Source organism: Paenibacillus sp. JJ-100 (assembly GCF_948329825.1).
GTDB lineage: Bacteria > Bacillota > Bacilli > Paenibacillales > Paenibacillaceae > Paenibacillus.
Genome location: NZ_CAOJCM010000001.1, coordinates 855,521 through 872,883, shown reverse-complemented (window position 1 = coordinate 872,883; position 17,363 = coordinate 855,521). Strand labels below are relative to the sequence as shown.

The following is a 17,363-nucleotide window of genomic DNA, read 5'->3' as shown; positions in this document are numbered from 1 at the left end:
CATATGCTAAATAACCGTTTCAAAAATGATCTTTGGGTTAATCGTTTTACATATACAAGCAGATGGTTGGTTATGTTAGTAAACATCGATTACTACGGAATATAAGGAGGAGTTTACATGAATAACAATCCTAAACACGAAAAAACAAATGATGAACTTGAACCAGGCACGAATACCGTTATCGAACCCGACAAAAGAAATCCTGGACCTACAGATATGATCGAAGGTGTGGTCGGTGACATCATCGATAACATCCGCAAAGACTTCACACATAAATCGGATGATCATTCTTCAGATCAAAATGTAACAGACAAGTCTGATCAATGAAGAGTTCCAACTGGAGCACAGCTCTCCTTATAAAAATAAAGGCATCAGAACAAGTCCTCCCTATGGCTTAATCGCTAAGGAGGACTTTCTTCTTTTTATTTTCAACCATACAGTACAGTTATTTTCTCACTATTTGTTGTAATTCCTTATGAATCCAGATCGCAGCAATCGAACCTTCTCCCATAGCGACTGTAGCCTGTTCTGCATGAAGACCCAGGTCCCCTGCTATCCATACCTGAGGTGCCGCCTGCATGCTGCGAGGATTCGCTTCCACATGTTTATTGTCTGCGATGACAGCTCCCAGCTGTTCTGCCAGTTCATAGTGAACTCGGTTACCGCCAAAAGCGATAAAACCACGCTCCGATTCGTATACCTGTCCATCTTCAGTCAGCACACCTGTTATACGCCCGTCTTCGATCTGCTGTACTTCCTGTACGGCCGCTTCCAGATAACGAACTCCTGCTTGCTTCATCTGGCGATGAAGATCAGCCGAAATTTCAGTTTGTTCATGATTGATGTATAACAATTCCGCTGTACGTTCAATCAGAGTCATTGCCATATTAGCTCCAGCTTCACCAGCCCCCAACAGAATGGTCCGCCTTCCCTGTATTTCATACCCGTCGCAATCTGGACATACGTAAACGGTTCTGCCAAGGGTTGGTTTCAGCCCGGGAATATCGGGCACTCGATCCGATAACCCGGTTGCCAGCAACACTGTCTTGGCCTGGTACACAGTTCCGGATGAACCCCTTAGCCTGATTTTTTCATCTGGCACACGTATTGCTTCTATAATACGATCCTGTTCAAAAATAACACCCGTCTGTTCGGCCTGCATCCTGCCTATAGCTCGGAGCTCTTGTCCAGACACTCCATCCGGATATCCAAGAATATTATGGTAAGTTCGACACAGGGTTGATCGCCCTTCTCCGGCATCGATTACCAGCACCTGATGTGCAGAATAACGTCCAAGCTGAATGGCTGCCTGAAGCCCTGCGAGCCCTCCACCCACAATAATACAATCCATCTCTCGCATGCTTCTCCTCCTCCTGTATATTTCATACTTCATCAATTTTATGGTATATTCCCCGGACTATAGTTGTCCTTCTATACATTAAACCGTACGAACAGGCTTAAACGGGCTGACTTATCTCATAGCTTAAACCAAAAACAAAAGACCCAAACCTCCGGCTTCATCTCCGCAAAGTTCAGGTCCATTTGAAAGTCATTACGAAATTAATACCGATCAGGTATCGTTAGAACTGATAGGATTCAAATTGCACAGCATTGGTTATAGCGTCCCATACATCAGCCGTCTCTCCGCCCATGTACCAATAGGCTAGCCCTGCAATATGTTGTCTACTGCTCATCTGTACTTTAGCTGACAGTGAGCGGCTTTCCTCTGCCCAGATCGCTCTTGGCGTGTGGTTGGAATTATAGTTAATGATATATTGATGAATCCGTGTATCCCAGTGTTTGATAGATCCGGATGAGGCTGCCCGAATCCCTTGAACTCCAAGCGTAATATCCCATGAACCCGTCTCTGGATTCACAGTGGACCAATCCCGTGTGTATAACGGCAGTGCCATAATAATTTTAGATCGTTCTACCTCAGATAACATCTTGGTCAAGGCGCTTTGCACCCATGGAAGGGATGCCACAGAGCCAGGTGTGCGGCTGCCGTTCCAGTGTTCTTCATAATTCATGAGTACCATATAATCCGAAATTGCACCTAATCGCACGTAATCAAAAGCTTCCGTCCAATCTGTGCCCAAATTTGGGGAGACATCTACGGATACGACCGCCCCGAGTGCGTGCAAAGATTTAGTTAGTGATGTCACAAAAGCCGTAAACCCTTCACGGTCAACAGGGTCCACATTTTCAAAATCCACATTAATGCCGTCAAGATTATATTTTTCCACCAATGCACTGACTTGTTTGACGACCGCTTCTCGGTTCGCTGAACTAGACAACATCTGATGTGTCAACTCTTTGTTAAAACGATTCCCGAGCATGGGCCAGAGTTGTCGGTTCGTAGCGGATGCCCACGACATGAGTGACGTATTGGCATGATTGGATATTGTCATATCTTTGTCTAGAAAAAACCAGCGAGGTACCACTGTGTTCACAGGTGACTGTTCCACTTGTTTAATAAATTCTGTTGTCGATGAGTTGTACTGCCACCCTAATTGAATCCCATAGTCCTGCTTTCGGTTGATTTGCGCAGCCCAAGCTTTGTTCTGCAGAATTGCATCCAAAACGGTAGCAGTCTCTTCACGTGTGATCTGATCACCCGGGCGGAACTTTCCATTGCTTCCGCGCATCAAGCCAAGCTGGTACGCCTGCTGCACATACGAACGAGCCCAGGTCGAGATATCTCCTGAGTCCGTATATGTACTGGATATTCCATTATTTGTGTAAGGCGTTTTCTTTAACATCCGAACGAGCATAGCCGCGGCCTCTTCACGTGTAATGGAAGCGTTGGGCTTGAACATACCCTGACCCTTTCCCTCCATAATGGATAGATTGGTCATTGCGCCAACATCGGCATAAAACCAAGCATTCATTGGCGTATCCACGTAAGGGTTAATATTATTCTTAACCGGTTTTAATCCGAGCAATCGAACCGCGAAAGAGGCGAATTCGGCGCGTGTGACCGCTTTTTTAGGCTCAAATGTATGCTGTGTTGTTCCCGCAACAATGCCTTTGTACGCCAGACGGTCGATGGCTTCTCTCGCATAACTTTCCTTTGTATCCTGAAAAGCAGGCTTCTGAACTGCTGCCGCTTGAATTTGATTGCTATGTCCGTACACGACACCCAGTATCATCACTCCGCTTAGGAGCAGTTTCCATATAGGGTGATCAGATTTTTTTTCAACTATTTTTTTCACAGAAAAGGCCTCACTTTAATAGATTACGATATTTATCATCGTATCAAATTAAAGCGAGGCCGTATGTGCTTAAATGTTGGTAATTACGAGATTTACTTGTGTACCTTAACGCGCTCTTCGATCGGCTGGAACTCCTTCTCGCCTGGTGTTGCTGTCGGTTTACCAAATGGCATCTGAGCGATCAGTCTCCAGTTCTCCGGGATGTTCCATTCTTGCTTCACTTTCTCATCAATTAACGGGTTATAGTGTTGCAGGGATGCACCAAGACCCTCTTGTTCCAGAGCTGTCCAAATAACCAATTGCAACATACCATTGGATTGGTTAGCCCAAATCGGGAAGTTATCTGCATATGCGGCAAAGTTTTGTTGGAGCTGTGCAATCACATTATTGTCCTCGAAGAACAATACCGTACCATAGCCGTTGCGGAAGCTTGCCATCTTCTCTGCTGTAGACTGAAATGCCTCTTCATTGCCCACAACTTCACGCAGAATTTCTTCGGTGTGGTTCCACAAACGGTCATGCTGTTCACCAAGCAATACAACAGCACGGGAAGTTTGAGAGTTAAAAGCTGTTGGTGTATACTTCACTGCTTCTTCGACGATTTCCTGAATTTTCGCATCCGAAATTGTAGATTCCTTGCTGATTCCGTAATAGGATCTTCTGTTCTTCAATGCATCCAAAAAAGTAGACATTCGTATACGCCTCCTAAAATATTGGTTTGTTTAAGCCAACAAAGTAACTATAATATAGTAACATACAATAGTCAATAAACTGTTTTATTTACACAGCGTTAATAAATACGTGATACGACATACTTTGGGCCGTATATTACACAATGCACTATGTTCGCCGTGTTGATCTCTCGCATCACGCCAGGTCTAGTTTTCCTTCACATCCCACTACTTATGCTTCCACATCTACCTTATTTCATTCATTCCTCTTCCGGTAATCAGCACGGTACTTCTCTTCTGTTGACGAATTACTTTTGGTCTGATCCTTAAGTTTCTCTTCCTTCGCTTCCATATTCAGATCCTGCATTGGAATGGGATCTACAGTCTGTTGCTGCTCATGTTGCTCCAGTTTTCTTTCATGCTCCGTTGTTCCCTCATTTTTACGTTGCTGTGCTGATCTATTCTTATCCATCATTCTTCGCCTCCTGTACTTTTAATTGATATTATTTAGTAAGTTCTTGTGTAAATGCTCTCCATTCATCTTTACCATTTCTTTACCTGTTCGCTTCGTATTCTAAACATCAGTTGTTTCTGAACCACAGATGATTCTTGGCATCTTGAGATCGACAGTGTATAAAAACAATTAAAAAAGTCGACCATGTGATCTACAGGTCGACTTCTGAATAATACGATTTAACTTTGCTGTTAAGCTTCGCGCTGTGGTCTTGCCCCGTCTAACATCTACCGACGAAGTTGACTTCGATACAGATCGGGTGAACAGCCCACACTTTGTTTAAAAATTCGGCTGAAATGGGATAGACGTTTGAAACCAGACAACCGACCTGCTTCTGTCACACTCATCTCTGGCTGAAACTGAAATAGTAGTTTGGCCTGATTGATGCGCCGGTCATACAGATACTTGAATATAGTCAGCCCAGTCATCTCTTTGAACATGCCTGCCAAATAAGGCTTCGACAGATGCAGCTCTTGAGCGAGATCATCCAGACCAATATCATGCATATAGTGAGTATCAACATACCGAATGATATGCTGAACATGTCTTTCTTTTTCCGATGAAGAACGTTGTTCCTCCACATGCCCCTGGCAGATGTCCGCCACACAATATAACAGATCACAGACTCTGATATTCATGCGTTCCTGCCTGAACCTGGACGGTTGATTGGATAATTGGTGCAGATCATGCAACAGTTCTTCGAATTCGTCACGAATCCCAGCTGTAAGGTTGACTCGGCAATTACCCAGTTCGTCGAACGGCTTCAGAACTTCATGGATACGTTCAGGATGCAGACTGTTACGAATAGCAGATGGATCGAAATGAAGTGTAGTACGAACGTACGGTTTGCCCACTTTGGGATGCGGCCGATGCAAAGTCAGTCCATGCATTAACACCAGATCGCCCGGCTGCAAGGCATATACCCGATCTCCAATAATATAAGTGCATTCCCCTTCATGAAAATAATAAATCTCATAGTGCGGATGGGAATGGAAACCATCTGAGTTACCCGGGTCAAACAGACTTGTAGCTCTATACGTATAGGCCAGTGGAGCATTAAACTGCATCATGCTAGGCACGTCACTACCTCCTGTCCAGAACGAAAGCAGCATCAGACCTTCACGCTTCGCTGACCTGCTGACCAATTCATCGTTTGTTATATCAGCTCTCGGATGCGCGTTCTCTCCATTCACATCGAGTAAGTCCGATGTACCTCGCAAATAGTTATGTAGTTATTTCGTTAGTTATTATCTATCATTATATACGAAGTCAGTTCGGTTGTACTGTGTAAAATTGTTGCACCTCTGCTATTCCAAAGTCTTAATTCAGAAAAAATTACGACCATTCCTGCCAATGCTGCTCCAGAAAGATCACTTCTCTCTCATAATGAGCCAGATGTCCTTCGTCAACCATTTTCACAAACGCTGCATCTCCTGCAGCAGCACGTTCCTCCAACGTTTTGCACATAAATCGAATACGAGATACTACCCAACTCTTCAGGTCAGACGGAATGCTTAGTCCGTAGTTCGCCATAAACATTTCGATCCGTTTCTTGCGAATGGCTCCGTGTGTTTCTCTATCATATGAGGTAACTAATTTCCCTTGACCTCCAGCTGGAGGGGAAAAATTCGCTAGAGGAACACAGGTGTATAAGGTATAGGCAATGTCCCACATTCGCGGACCCGGACAGACCAGATCAAAATCAATTATACCCTGTGGCACACCTTCCCTGAACACAATATTGTATAGAGCAAAATCATTATGACATACGACTTCCACTTCCTCTTCCTCTTGCCGTCCCCCTATTGAACGTTCCAATAGTACATCTCTACCTGGATAATAGTTCGTCGGCTGTTCCACACTGTTAAAATGAAGGGTTGCATCGTGATAGCTTCTCAACAGGCTAGCGACTGCAATTAATGATTCGTCTGACCACATGTAACTCTCGATCTCTGGATAATCATTACTGGGAACAATACCGTGAAGGTAAGAAAGGATTTCCCTGCCCGTTTCATCGATGCCCAGATACCGCGGCGCCTGATGGAATCCCTTTTTTTCCAAATGTAATAGCAGTTCCTGTACATAACGATTTGGGCTAGCACTCCGGCGAACCGTCTCCCCAACACGCACTACTTCATTCACATTACCACCTGTTAACTTCTCTTCCTGTTGTTCAGACAGATCCATTCCTCCTTTATTTATAAATCGCCTGAAATTCCATTACGTTTATTTTTGTTCTTGTACGTCCCTGGGAAACCGGAGGCCAAGAGGATGAATCCAACAAAAAACATGAAATATACGAGCAACCCTGTGGGCACATCCACCGTTCGGGTTACCTCTCGCAGACTTTGCTCCGAGCCACTCCCCGCCTCAACCAGGGCAGCCGATAATCGAATGGATATTCGCTCAAGGGTAGATATGAACACACTCGCAATCATTAAAACAACACCTAAAACTTTGTTCATCTGATGCAAAACAAAACCTCCTCTGTACATATTCAAGCCGGTTGTTCCCATGGAACTCGTTAATAGCGTTCATTACCAGTATAATCCATGTCCTTCCATTAGGGAATATTAGGTAAACACATCAAAAAAGCGTCGTCATCACGACGGCGCTTGGACCATAAGAATTTTGAAAAAAGCACTTTAGAAAAAAAGACTTCACTACATTTTAAACGATCCATGATGACAGACATCAACCACTATGTAGCTAAACTATGATGTACATCCATGTGACATTCGAGAAAAACAGAACGCTCAACATGGTACAGATCGTATATCGGTTGCTCTACATTAATGGCCTGCGTCATCTCTGGGTACAGATCGTTAGAAAAGAAGACGTACGGCAATTTTTCCACCGCTTTACGTGAACGTACATTTTGCTTTCGTATTTTCATAAAAACTGTCTGGATGTCGTGTTCCAGAAACAGTTCTGTCAGAAAAGCCGATTTGGCTCGCTGACTGTACCCCTGTCCGAAATAAGGGACTCCAATCCAAGTCGCCAAAAATCCAGTGTGGTTGACGATGTGATATAGATCAATGGTGCCGATCGCGGTTCCGGTTTCACTTAGAATTGTGCGCGAAATGAGGGCCCCCTGCTCTTCTTCTGCGATTAACTGCCTGGTTAAAAACATGAATTCTTCTTGTGACTGACATGCATAACGAACATAAGGGAAAACTGCGGGATCCATCATTAAGCTATGCAGAGATTGACATTCATGCAGCTCACGCTTCTTCAACATTGTGTCTACCACCCAATCCTTCAAGTTCGCTATATCAAAGCAAAATTAAGTATAACCAAGGATGTGTGGTGTTCGATGAATTCTGTTTGCAGCTTGTGTAAAATTCGAGCAATCACAGGGGAATGATCCACCTAGATACGGGCCTTCATTATTGTATGCCTTGCATGATCGCATTAATGATATTCTGTTGTGTTACGGTGTTGTTCGACCGATTGAACAGCGCGAATCCATGTTGACCATTAAACCCGTTGTCCCAGTAGACTGGAACCAGTTTATACTTCTTAGCTGTTGCTGTCACTGCCTTTGCATACACCGCACGATACGTACTATTGCTAGAATCATAAGAGGATTTGTCGATGGAGCCGAACTCACCGATCACAACTGGGTAACCCTGGGTTACAAATTTATCGTGCATCGATTTGAATTGGGAGTCCAAATAATCCTCCTGTCCCCATGTCGACTTTTTGGATGGATTCGTCGATGTTGCTCCCCATTGTGTAATGTTTCCGTTCTCTTCCCCCGCAAAGTCCCATGGAGAATAGTAATGTGCCGAGATCATAATTCGTTTCTGAGAGCTTGGAATGGAGGAAGATCTGAAATTATCACTTGGAACAACAAAACCATAGTTGCCCACTGTGTAATCTATGTTTGTGTTCCAGCCTGGAACGAGCAACCATCTCGCACTGTTGTTACCGCCTGTTTTGCGAACAGTATCGACGAATATCTGATTATATGCGTTCAAATTGCTATAGTATGCAGTATTCGGATTGTTATAATTTCCATCAAATACTTCGTTCATTGATTCAAAAATAAGACGTTCATTATAGTTGCTAAACTTAGTAGCCACTTGTTGCCATACCTTTTGATACTTTTCGCGGATCACATTCTGATTGCTGCTGTCCACATGTAACCACGAACCCGGTATGGAGTGGAACCCATCTCCATGCATATTGATCACTACATACAGCCCTTCATTGTACGCGTAATCTACAACTTGCTGTAACCGATTGAGCCACGCCGTATTCACAGTATAATTGGGAGCGCTTCCAATATAGTTCAGATAAGAAACCGGAATGCGAATCGTTTTGAATCCTGCCGCTTTTACCTTTTTGATCAGCTCAGGTGTAATCGTTGGATTGCCCCATGACGTTTCATTCGGTGTCCCATTTACGGTAGCTTCCAGTTGGTTACCCAGATTCCAGCCTGCACCCATCTCCGCTGTGATCTGCGCAGCTGTTAACGATCTCATATCTGCTGCCGATGCTTTAGAGCTCCATCCAGTAAATGCCGCTGTAGCCATGAAGAGCAATGCCAAACTAGCGATTCCAATTTTCTTCCATTTTCTCATCATCACTCAACCTCCGCTTATTATATTTTGGACTAGCCGTCTGACAACAACATAATAACACATTTATGGAAAATATAGTCCAAAATTTTCTTGTTTTGAGCTGATTTTACAACATTATTTAATTCGATTTGAAATGTTCAACTAGCCATGCTGCGAACCTTTCTTTCTCTTCGAACTGAGGATAATGTGCGGATTGTTGAAATACTACGAGTTCTTTCTCTGGTGCTTTTAACGTATCCAAATAATCGCTAGCTGCATTTAATGTTGTCATATAATCATACTGGCCCATTAAAAAATAAGTCGGAATCCGAGTCTCATCTACCACTTCAGGCAACGGATTATCTAATGATTCTCCTACAAGACGATCTTGCGATTGAAGAATCCCCGCATAAAAACGAATAACATCCAGTCCATTGTACTCCGAATTGAACAGAAATCCTGTAACATAATCCAAGTTCTCGTTAATCAGTCTGGCCGATCCGCCATACTTTTGCACGTAAGTTCGAGGTGTCAACCCTTCTCCGCGTTCAATAGATTCTCGCAAAAGCTCCAACTTCCGCACGTCTGCTGTGTTTCCTGCCGCGCTCGCCTTCTGCATTGTATACTCTAATGTCTCCACTTCACTCTGAATAGTATCAGCCATCTGGCCTATCCCGATGTACGCCTGAAACAGTTCTGGTGCTTGAGCTGCCGCCTTCATCCCGATATAGGTACCAAAAGAATGACCCACCAAAATCACCTGCTCTTGATGCAGTTTCTCTGTGATTTGCTTGGTTATAGCAATTAGATCCTCAACGAGTACATCTGTAGTCAGGTTTGAATAATCCCCTTGAAAATGAAATGACTTTCCGCTCCCGCGTTGATCATAATGTACAATTGTAAAATGTTGCTCCAGCTCACGCTGATATTTCCTTACATAAGGAATTTCAGAATACCCCGGTCCACCATGAACAAAAAGCAGTACTGGGTTCGTCAGGTCCATGCCTCTGATCATCACTTCATGCTTCTCGCCGTTAACGACCATTCGCTCTAGTCGGCTAATGCTATTCTCTCCTTCGATCCTTGGTGTCCAGGTAGGGAAAATGAGAAAAACCACTATAATGCCTAAAAGGGTAAACAGCGTATATCTACAGACTTTGACGATCTTCTTTCGCATACGTTCTCCTTCTACTTAACGGATATAGCCAATCATTCTGCATTATGAATCGTCCCTAACAATCCAACCGTAGTCTTCCGTTAAGCTCCTTTATCATATGGACATCTTTGGGCTCCTTGGTATACAATTCTTCGTCTACCTCTCCCGTCATTTCACTTCCCTGGCTTTGGTAAAACGATACAGCAGACCTCGTTTCTGTGGACGAGATATACAAGAACTGCGCCCCACGCTTTTTCGCCTCTTCGCTTATAAACGTTAGAATTCGTGTTCCAATTCCCTGTCGTCTATATGCTCTGGAGACATACATAAGATCCAACTGCAACTGGTTTTGTTCTTTTCCCCTAAATTGATGAGCAAGCACACCGAAACCAACCAATTGCAAACCGTCAAAAGCGCCATACGCCATACCACCTTGCTGTAATTCATAGATGTAACGATCCTGCATCTCTTGTAACTGTTGCTGATCCCAATTCGCACACTCGTGATTTTGTTTATGCTCGACTAAGCCCTCATCAGTTACCTCATAAATAAGATCAATATACTCAGAACGGTCAACTTCATGCAGCTGCTTCACATCATGCAAATTCATGATTCTGTAAGTAATCATCTATTCAGCTCCTAAACCAACGGATTGTTGTAATCGATCGTCCTAAGATGCATCCTTTTAGAAATTCTTGGTTGACCCTGATTCACTGTAATTTCAGTCGATAAATAAGCTCATCATCTGAATTGGTCTGATTCTCGCTTACAAATGACGCACTTGTATACAAGCGCTGAGCAATCTGATTATTTCGTTCAACCGTTAATGATATGACTTGGCATGAAGGATGAGTTTGAATGATATAGTCTATGATCGCCCGCAACGCTCGCTTACCTATGCCTTGGCCTTGAAACAACTTGTCAATCTGGAATCCGCCGATCCAATAATTATCCGTACTCTCAGGTGTATAGCTTATATAAAAGAATCCAATGATTTGGCTATCCATTTGCAAAATATACGGATCAAAAGCTTCATCCCAAGGTTTGATATAAGCATAAGCAAGCCCCTCCACAACACTCGGAACCAGATGGGTCTGGTGTTCATGTAATGAAATTTGTAATGCTTGTTCCCAATTATGTCGAGTCACAGGTTTAACCTGGATTAAGTTTGTAGTCATGTCATCTCCTCATTTAAAAATTAATTCTTTTTCCTTTTCTGTTGCAAATGTATACGTTCGTCGATCTTCTCTACTGCTTGCTTGATATTCGTGATGATCACTGCATCCTTGCCATGTTCATTCGTCAGTTCGATGACATTCTGCACAGAATACTGGTGATTCCATTCCACAATCATTTTGCACAAATTGCCAAAGGACTGTCTGTAATTCCACGCCTGCAAGCCTACTCTGGACAGCACAAATCTTCTAATAATCCGATAATCTCTAACCAACACGTGGGGATGCAGTATAAGAATCAGATCTGCTTCGAGAATCGATGGAAAAGTCCACGGTTTATGCTGGGCCCCTTCAATAATCCAGGCATCCGAATCCAATATCTTTTGCAGCGATTTGTCCCTGGCCTCTTCGGGATATCTCATATTTTCTGCGCTCCGATCCCAGATCAGATTATCCAGTTCATAGAAAGCAATGTCATACTTACGAGAGAGTTCTTGAGCCAAAGTCGATTTGCCGCTTCCACAAGCACCGACGATTCGAATTTTCATAGTCTACTATACCTCAATTGAAAATACGGCAACATTCTTCCCAATGATGTCTACATCCTTCTCATGGATCATGCCATTCTTTTGCGCGACTCGCATCGAGCCTTCATTTCCATGTTGGATTAAAGAAATCAAACGTTTTTCGCCCAGTTGCAGACCATAATCCTTCCAGGCCTTGGCTTGTTCATATCCGTAACCCTGCCCCCAATATAACTCCCTTACCCAGTATCCGACCTCAAGCTCATTCGTGCCCTCAATCACTTGCGGTATCAGTCCTGACGTACCGATAAGCTGCTTATCTTCTTTATCAAAAGCAAGAAAAAGTCCTGTGCCCATCTTATTCCGTTCAATAAATCTCTCCAGTGTCTGCATCGTTTCCTCTTTCGTCCATGGATTTCCATGGCGAATATATTTCATCACATTGGGATCGCTTGTCATCATATATAAATGTTCAAAATCATTTTTCGTATATTCACGAAATACAAGTCGCTCTGTTTCCATGCTTCACACCTCTCTTTGCTCTTAGAATCAATTTAAGATCGTCCGGTTTCATTTATCTCATTACAATGCCGCTTGTAATTTTCATATTCGGAGCATAAGTCATGTACGTATGTTCGTTTAACTCTCTCGCAAACCTCTCCTCTGCCTCGTACTGACTATTCGCCTCATCAGAAGTTAATCCTCGTCCAACGAGATGGGCAATGACTTCTTCTCGGTTACCCGGGGCAGCTCCTAAGCCTTCTTCTTTCAACGCGTTATACAACGTATGTTTATCTGGCTCATCCATCTGTTGATCTAGAAAGTTAACCCGATCGCTTACTCGGCATTCCACGCCTTTAACACCAAGCTGACTCAACAGTGTCGGAATCTTTATGCCTATATTTCCATCTTTGCCACTCTCTCTAGCAGCCTGCTCATATAACTTCTGAAGTACCCCCAGGTGCATAATGCTGGACTGCTCCATGCCATCTATTGCATAACTCGCCATGTTGGCAATCCAGTGTGGCTCGAAACAAATCACTCTACCTCCATCCACCACACTGCCAATCATCTTTTCCACTATCACACGTGGTTCTGACATATGTAACAAAAAAGCATGACTTATCGCGATGTCATAGGTTCGTTCGACCTGCACCGTTTCAATGTCACCTTCTATAAAGTCAGTCTGATAAGGCGTGTGTGCAAAGAGTTCTTTCGCATGTTTAATCAGTTCTGACCCTTGATCTACACCGGTATATCGTGAACCAGCCGGCAGTAATGGAAGCAGCTTCAGGCCCATGTACCCATAACCACATCCGTAATCAACCATATGTACTGCTTCTTCAATCTTCCAAACTCGTTGCACAAGGAATTCAAGATAGTCATCGTTATAGTAGAGCCAGCGCGTATTTCTTAGATACTCCATCTGTTGATCCCAGTAGTATTCAGAAATACAATTCACCTCCCAATATGTAAACGCATTCAAAAATCCAACAAATTCTCTGTTCATTTATTCCAAGTTCTTACACCTTCCCTATTGTACTCCTAAAGAATATCATGGTCTATCCAACCATAGAATGATCCAGTACTCACAAACTTCCCACTCACATCACCACATGATTAGTTGTGTCTTCTTATCATCATCAGCATAATAATTAATCCTTAACTTTTTCCAAAATGATATCAATCACTTCACCGGCCTCCAGATGATCTGTGGCAATACGAGTATCAAATGCATCTGACTTAAATGCTTCAACACACTTCGGTGCTTGTTGATATTGCCAGCCGCCATATTCATCCCCGCGTCTAGCAAGGCGCTTATATATCGTGTCTAGTTCAGCCGTCAGACAAAAATGATGTAAGTCCTCATCGATTTCCTTCAATCCGTTATAGATGTAATCAAAGTTCGCTTTTTTATACAGTGTCATAGGAACAATCAGATGTTTATTATATTTAAACTTCACCTCTCGAGCCGCGTTCACCGTTAACACTTTCCATAGCTCGATATCTTGAAAATCATCAGTACGTTCCTGTTCCTCCCGATGTTCCTCGGGTAGAAGGTTTCTAAGCATATAGCCAATTTCTTCGGGATCGAAGATCATACTGTTCTCGACTCTTGGCAGTAATGCTCTAGCAGCAGAAGTCTTGCCGGAACCAAATGCACCGTTAATCATGATGATCATACGATCACTCCTCTAATTTGGATCTTTTTGACAACATACTACGGTATCTTCAATAAAAATGCAAAACCCCGCCGGGATTGCCCAACAGGATAATAGGGTCATTCTATGCCATTCTATCAAAACAAATGATGTTCAAAAAATTGGTTCGTACTAGAACGATATGATTGATCTCTTAATGAACTCCGCTAAAATTTTCGATGAACCATCTCACGCTTCGCACTTTCTTGTGTAAAAATATCCTCTCGGGGCACCATGCGTTTGGGTAGTGTACGCCCTGCCATAATCTCTTTGGTCGCCTGCATGAGCTGCGGTCCCAGAAGGGGATTACATTCCACTACGGCGTTAATCTTTCCACTCGCCAGTATCCCCAGTGCTTTTCGTGAACCGTCTACTGACACAATAACTATATCCTCGCCCGGTTTTAACCCTGCCTCCTGAATTGCCTGAATGGCACCAAAAGCCATCTCATCATTATGAGCAAAAAGAACCTGCGGCCTCTCATCCTCTGACACCTGAAGGAAATCCTTCATCACCTGCCTGCCCTTGTTCTCTGTAAAATCAGCAGGCGCACTGTGCGAGAATATGATATGGTCTTTGTCACTTAAGACGCTTCTAAATCCCTCGCCCCGCTGGATGGAAGGCGTAGATCCACTTGTTCCCTGCAACTCAGCTATTCGAATGATTCCTGGCTCATTCCGCAGCCGATCCTGAATATACTTCCCAGCTTTTACCCCCTCTTCATAGAAGTCCGACCCGATCGTTGTTACAAAAAGAGAATGATCTTGAACACCAACGGATCGATCTACGATGATGACGGGTATTCCGGCTTGCTTCGCCTCTTGCAAAATGTCATCCCAGCCCGATTCCACGACTGGTGCAATCGCGATCACATCCACCCTTTGCCTGATAAAAGAACGAACAGCCTCAAATTGTTTCTTCTGAGACTGCTCTGCATTTTTAATAATCAAGGTAATTCCCGATTCCTTGGCGGCATCCTGAATCGAGGTCGAATTGGCGATACGCCAAGCACTCTCTGTACCCAGCTGCGAAAAGCCCAATATAATCGAATCTTTGGAAGGCATGTTGTATTCAGGTGATTGCATCCATTCCACGATCGAGGGCAGAGAATCAACGTTCGATGGAACGGGAAGGGGCTTGGACTCGGGGTTCTCCGCAGTGCAGCCAGCAAGACATAACAGAAGCAGCATGCACAACCAGCTCGCCACTTTTTTCACCGAATCCTCCCCCCTTCTTTAACATCATTCGTAACCGTTCAGTCTTTCACGACAAATCGATTATATGTGCTCATCATCCATGCCAACGAATACTGAGGGGTCATTCACTTAAGTAGGTTAATGCAGGGATTTGGCGGAGATTCGCCGTTCACTGAGAAGACGTTGGAATAAAATAAAAACAAACAGCATCAGGCCGATAACAATCTTCGTCCACCACGAACTGAGCGTGCCTTCGAAACTAATTATAGTTTGGATAACCCCTTGGATCAATACACCAAGGAACGTGCCCGCTACGTAACCAACACCACCCGTTAGCAGTGTTCCACCGATAACAACCGCAGCAATCGTATCCAGTTCCAGACCCATCGCATGTAATCCGTAACCGGATAACATATAGAATGTAAACACAACACCTGCGAGTGCAGAGCAAAAACCACTGAACGTATATACTAAAATTTTCGTTCTGGCTACGGGTAACCCCATCAGCATGGCCGATTGCTCACTTCCGCCAATGGCATACACATTGCGTCCAAAACGGGTGTAGTGGGCAAGGAAGATCGCAAGCACTAATATAATTAGAGCAATGAGCACATTAATGGAGACGAAGCTGCCGCCAGGAAGCAGAATCTTGGCCTGTGCAACATCCGTATAGAAGGCGTTGGTAATCGTAATGGTGTCAGTACTGATGACATAACAAAGCCCTCTTGCCAGAAACATGCCAGCGAGTGTAACGATGAAGGGTTGTATTTTGAAATAATGAATAATCGCACCCATCAATGTGCCAAACACCGCACCCATAATTAGTACCATCGGAATGACCACCGTAGGGGACCAGCCCTGTTTTTCAACCAGACTCGCACTAATAATCGTGGTCAGTGCGATGACCGAACCAACGGACAGATCAATGCCCCCGGATACGATCACAAAGGTCATGCCAATCGCCGTAATGATCAAAAAGGCATTATCAATCAGTAGATTAAACAGAACTTGGGTGGAAAAGAAACCGGTGTAACGGAATGAGCCAATAGCAATCATGACGGCCAGTAAGCCAAAGGTGACCAGAACCGGGAGAAGCTTTCGATTAAGATACATGGCGATTCACCCCTTGTTCAGCTGGAAATTTCCGCTTCTTCAGGCGATCTGCCATGGACTTGCGGAAAGCCTCGGATTGGATTAAACATACGGCGAGTACAACAAAGGCTTTGACAACAAGTGTAACCTCGGGCGGTACACCAATCATGTAGATCGTTGTCGTTAAGGTTTGGATGATCAGTGCGCCGACCACTGTTCCCATTAGATAGAAGCGTCCACCGTTCAATGAAGTTCCGCCAATCACGACAGCTAGAATAGCGTCCAGCTCATACCAGAGTCCGGCGTTATTCCCATCCGCACTGGATACATTGGAGCTAAGAATCAGTCCGGCAATGCCAGCACAGAGGCCGCAGAACACGTAAACGGCGAGAATGACGGTTTTGGAACGAATACCGGCAAGTTGACTGGCACGCGCGTTATTCCCAACCGACTCGATAAACAGCCCTAGTGCTGTTTTTCGGGTGAGTAAAGCGGCAATAAGCAGTACGGTCAGTACGATGAATATCGAGAACGGCAACGTCGCGAGTGACCCTGCGCCAATGTACTGATATTGTGCATTGGACACCGTAATGATCTGTCCATCCGTGATCAATTGGGCAACACCGCGCCCAGCCACCATCAGAATGAGGGTTGCAATGATCGGTTGGATTCGGGCTACAGATACCAGTGCTCCGTTCCATACACCCAAAACCAATGATAGACCGATGGATAACGCAAGCGCACTCAAGACAAGCCAGAGCGAGCTTTGATCGGTTCCTTTGCTGATGGTCATACAAGCCATGGCTCCTGAGATGGCAACGATCGAACCTACGGACAGATCAATGCCACCGGTAGCGATCACCAGGGTCATACCAATTGAGACCAGAATCAGCGGTGCTCCAAAATTAAGAATATCGATCAAACTGCCGTACAGATTCCCCTCACGCATCACCAGCGAGAAAAAATCGGGTGAATAGAGCAAATTAAATAATAAAAGTAATCCGAGCATACATAGCGGCCAGAACAAATGATGTTTTCGCATTCTGCTCAT

General features: G+C 44.2%; 20 protein-coding genes. 1 reads left to right on the top strand and 19 read right to left on the bottom strand.

The annotated features are described in order from the left end of the window. Positions 1-117 precede the first annotated feature (117 nt). Positions 118-327 (top strand): hypothetical protein, encoded by a 210-nt coding sequence (locus PQG66_RS04340; RefSeq protein ID WP_272035503.1) that lies wholly within the window; start codon positions 118-120, stop codon positions 325-327. A gap of 118 nt (positions 328-445) precedes the next feature. On the opposite strand, the gene PQG66_RS04335 is transcribed toward PQG66_RS04340, so the two are convergent. The 19 genes from PQG66_RS04335 to PQG66_RS04245 all read right to left on the bottom strand — a co-directional run bounded on the left by PQG66_RS04335 (position 446) and on the right by PQG66_RS04245 (position 17,363). Further along, a complete protein-coding gene (locus tag PQG66_RS04335) occupies positions 446-1,360 on the bottom strand; it encodes an NAD(P)/FAD-dependent oxidoreductase (RefSeq protein WP_272035501.1) in 915 nt (304 codons plus the stop codon). A 220-nt stretch (positions 1,361-1,580) separates the two neighbouring features. After that, positions 1,581-3,215, bottom strand: coding sequence for an S-layer homology domain-containing protein (locus tag PQG66_RS04330; RefSeq protein WP_272035499.1), 1,635 nt, complete (start codon positions 3,213-3,215; stop codon positions 1,581-1,583). Between the two features lie 92 nt (positions 3,216-3,307). Then, a complete protein-coding gene (locus tag PQG66_RS04325) occupies positions 3,308-3,907 on the bottom strand; it encodes a nitroreductase family protein (protein WP_272035497.1) in 600 nt (199 codons plus the stop codon). Positions 3,908-4,142: 235 nt separating this feature from the next. Then, positions 4,143-4,361 (bottom strand): hypothetical protein, encoded by a 219-nt coding sequence (locus PQG66_RS04320; RefSeq protein ID WP_272035495.1) that lies wholly within the window; start codon positions 4,359-4,361, stop codon positions 4,143-4,145. A gap of 266 nt (positions 4,362-4,627) precedes the next feature. Further along, positions 4,628-5,620 (bottom strand): AraC family transcriptional regulator, encoded by a 993-nt coding sequence (locus PQG66_RS04315; protein ID WP_272035493.1) that lies wholly within the window; start codon positions 5,618-5,620, stop codon positions 4,628-4,630. Between the two features lie 115 nt (positions 5,621-5,735). After that, entirely contained in the window at positions 5,736-6,587 is an 852-nt protein-coding gene (locus PQG66_RS04310) for an aminoglycoside phosphotransferase family protein (RefSeq protein WP_272035491.1), read from the bottom strand. Positions 6,588-6,598: 11 nt separating this feature from the next. Next, the gene (locus tag PQG66_RS04305; RefSeq protein WP_272035489.1) at positions 6,599-6,874 is read right to left on the bottom strand and encodes a hypothetical protein; all 276 of its coding nucleotides are present in this window, start codon (positions 6,872-6,874) and stop codon (positions 6,599-6,601) included. Between the two features lie 227 nt (positions 6,875-7,101). Next, entirely contained in the window at positions 7,102-7,641 is a 540-nt protein-coding gene (locus PQG66_RS04300; protein WP_272035487.1) for a GNAT family N-acetyltransferase, read from the bottom strand. A 148-nt stretch (positions 7,642-7,789) separates the two neighbouring features. After that, a complete protein-coding gene (locus tag PQG66_RS04295) occupies positions 7,790-8,992 on the bottom strand; it encodes a glycoside hydrolase family 5 protein (protein WP_272035485.1) in 1,203 nt (400 codons plus the stop codon). Positions 8,993-9,107: 115 nt separating this feature from the next. Continuing rightward, positions 9,108-10,145, bottom strand: a complete 1,038-nt coding sequence (locus tag PQG66_RS04290; protein ID WP_272035484.1) for an alpha/beta fold hydrolase — start codon at positions 10,143-10,145, stop codon at positions 9,108-9,110. A gap of 55 nt (positions 10,146-10,200) precedes the next feature. After that, positions 10,201-10,752, bottom strand: coding sequence for a GNAT family N-acetyltransferase (locus PQG66_RS04285; protein WP_272035482.1), 552 nt, complete (start codon positions 10,750-10,752; stop codon positions 10,201-10,203). Between the two features lie 82 nt (positions 10,753-10,834). Continuing rightward, positions 10,835-11,302 (bottom strand): GNAT family N-acetyltransferase, encoded by a 468-nt coding sequence (locus PQG66_RS04280; RefSeq protein ID WP_272035480.1) that lies wholly within the window; start codon positions 11,300-11,302, stop codon positions 10,835-10,837. Between the two features lie 20 nt (positions 11,303-11,322). Then, complete coding sequence (locus tag PQG66_RS04275) at positions 11,323-11,847, bottom strand: hypothetical protein (protein WP_272035478.1); 525 nt, start codon at positions 11,845-11,847, stop codon at positions 11,323-11,325. Positions 11,848-11,853: 6 nt separating this feature from the next. Further along, entirely contained in the window at positions 11,854-12,345 is a 492-nt protein-coding gene (locus PQG66_RS04270; protein WP_272035476.1) for a GNAT family N-acetyltransferase, read from the bottom strand. A 52-nt stretch (positions 12,346-12,397) separates the two neighbouring features. Continuing rightward, on the bottom strand, positions 12,398-13,276 hold the full coding sequence (locus PQG66_RS04265; RefSeq protein WP_272036458.1) for a class I SAM-dependent methyltransferase: 879 nt from the start codon (positions 13,274-13,276) through the stop codon (positions 12,398-12,400). Between the two features lie 202 nt (positions 13,277-13,478). Next, positions 13,479-14,006: an AAA family ATPase gene (locus tag PQG66_RS04260; RefSeq protein WP_272035474.1), complete on the bottom strand. Its 528-nt coding sequence runs from the start codon at positions 14,004-14,006 to the stop codon at positions 13,479-13,481. A 185-nt stretch (positions 14,007-14,191) separates the two neighbouring features. Next, on the bottom strand, positions 14,192-15,241 hold the full coding sequence (locus tag PQG66_RS04255; RefSeq protein WP_272035472.1) for an ABC transporter substrate-binding protein: 1,050 nt from the start codon (positions 15,239-15,241) through the stop codon (positions 14,192-14,194). 117 nt (positions 15,242-15,358) lie between these two features. Next, a complete protein-coding gene (gene yjfF / locus PQG66_RS04250) occupies positions 15,359-16,333 on the bottom strand; it encodes a galactofuranose ABC transporter, permease protein YjfF (protein ID WP_272035470.1) in 975 nt (324 codons plus the stop codon). Further along, positions 16,323-17,363 (bottom strand): ABC transporter permease, encoded by a 1,041-nt coding sequence (locus PQG66_RS04245; RefSeq protein WP_272035468.1) that lies wholly within the window; start codon positions 17,361-17,363, stop codon positions 16,323-16,325. Before PQG66_RS04245 ends, yjfF begins: the two co-directional genes overlap by 11 nt.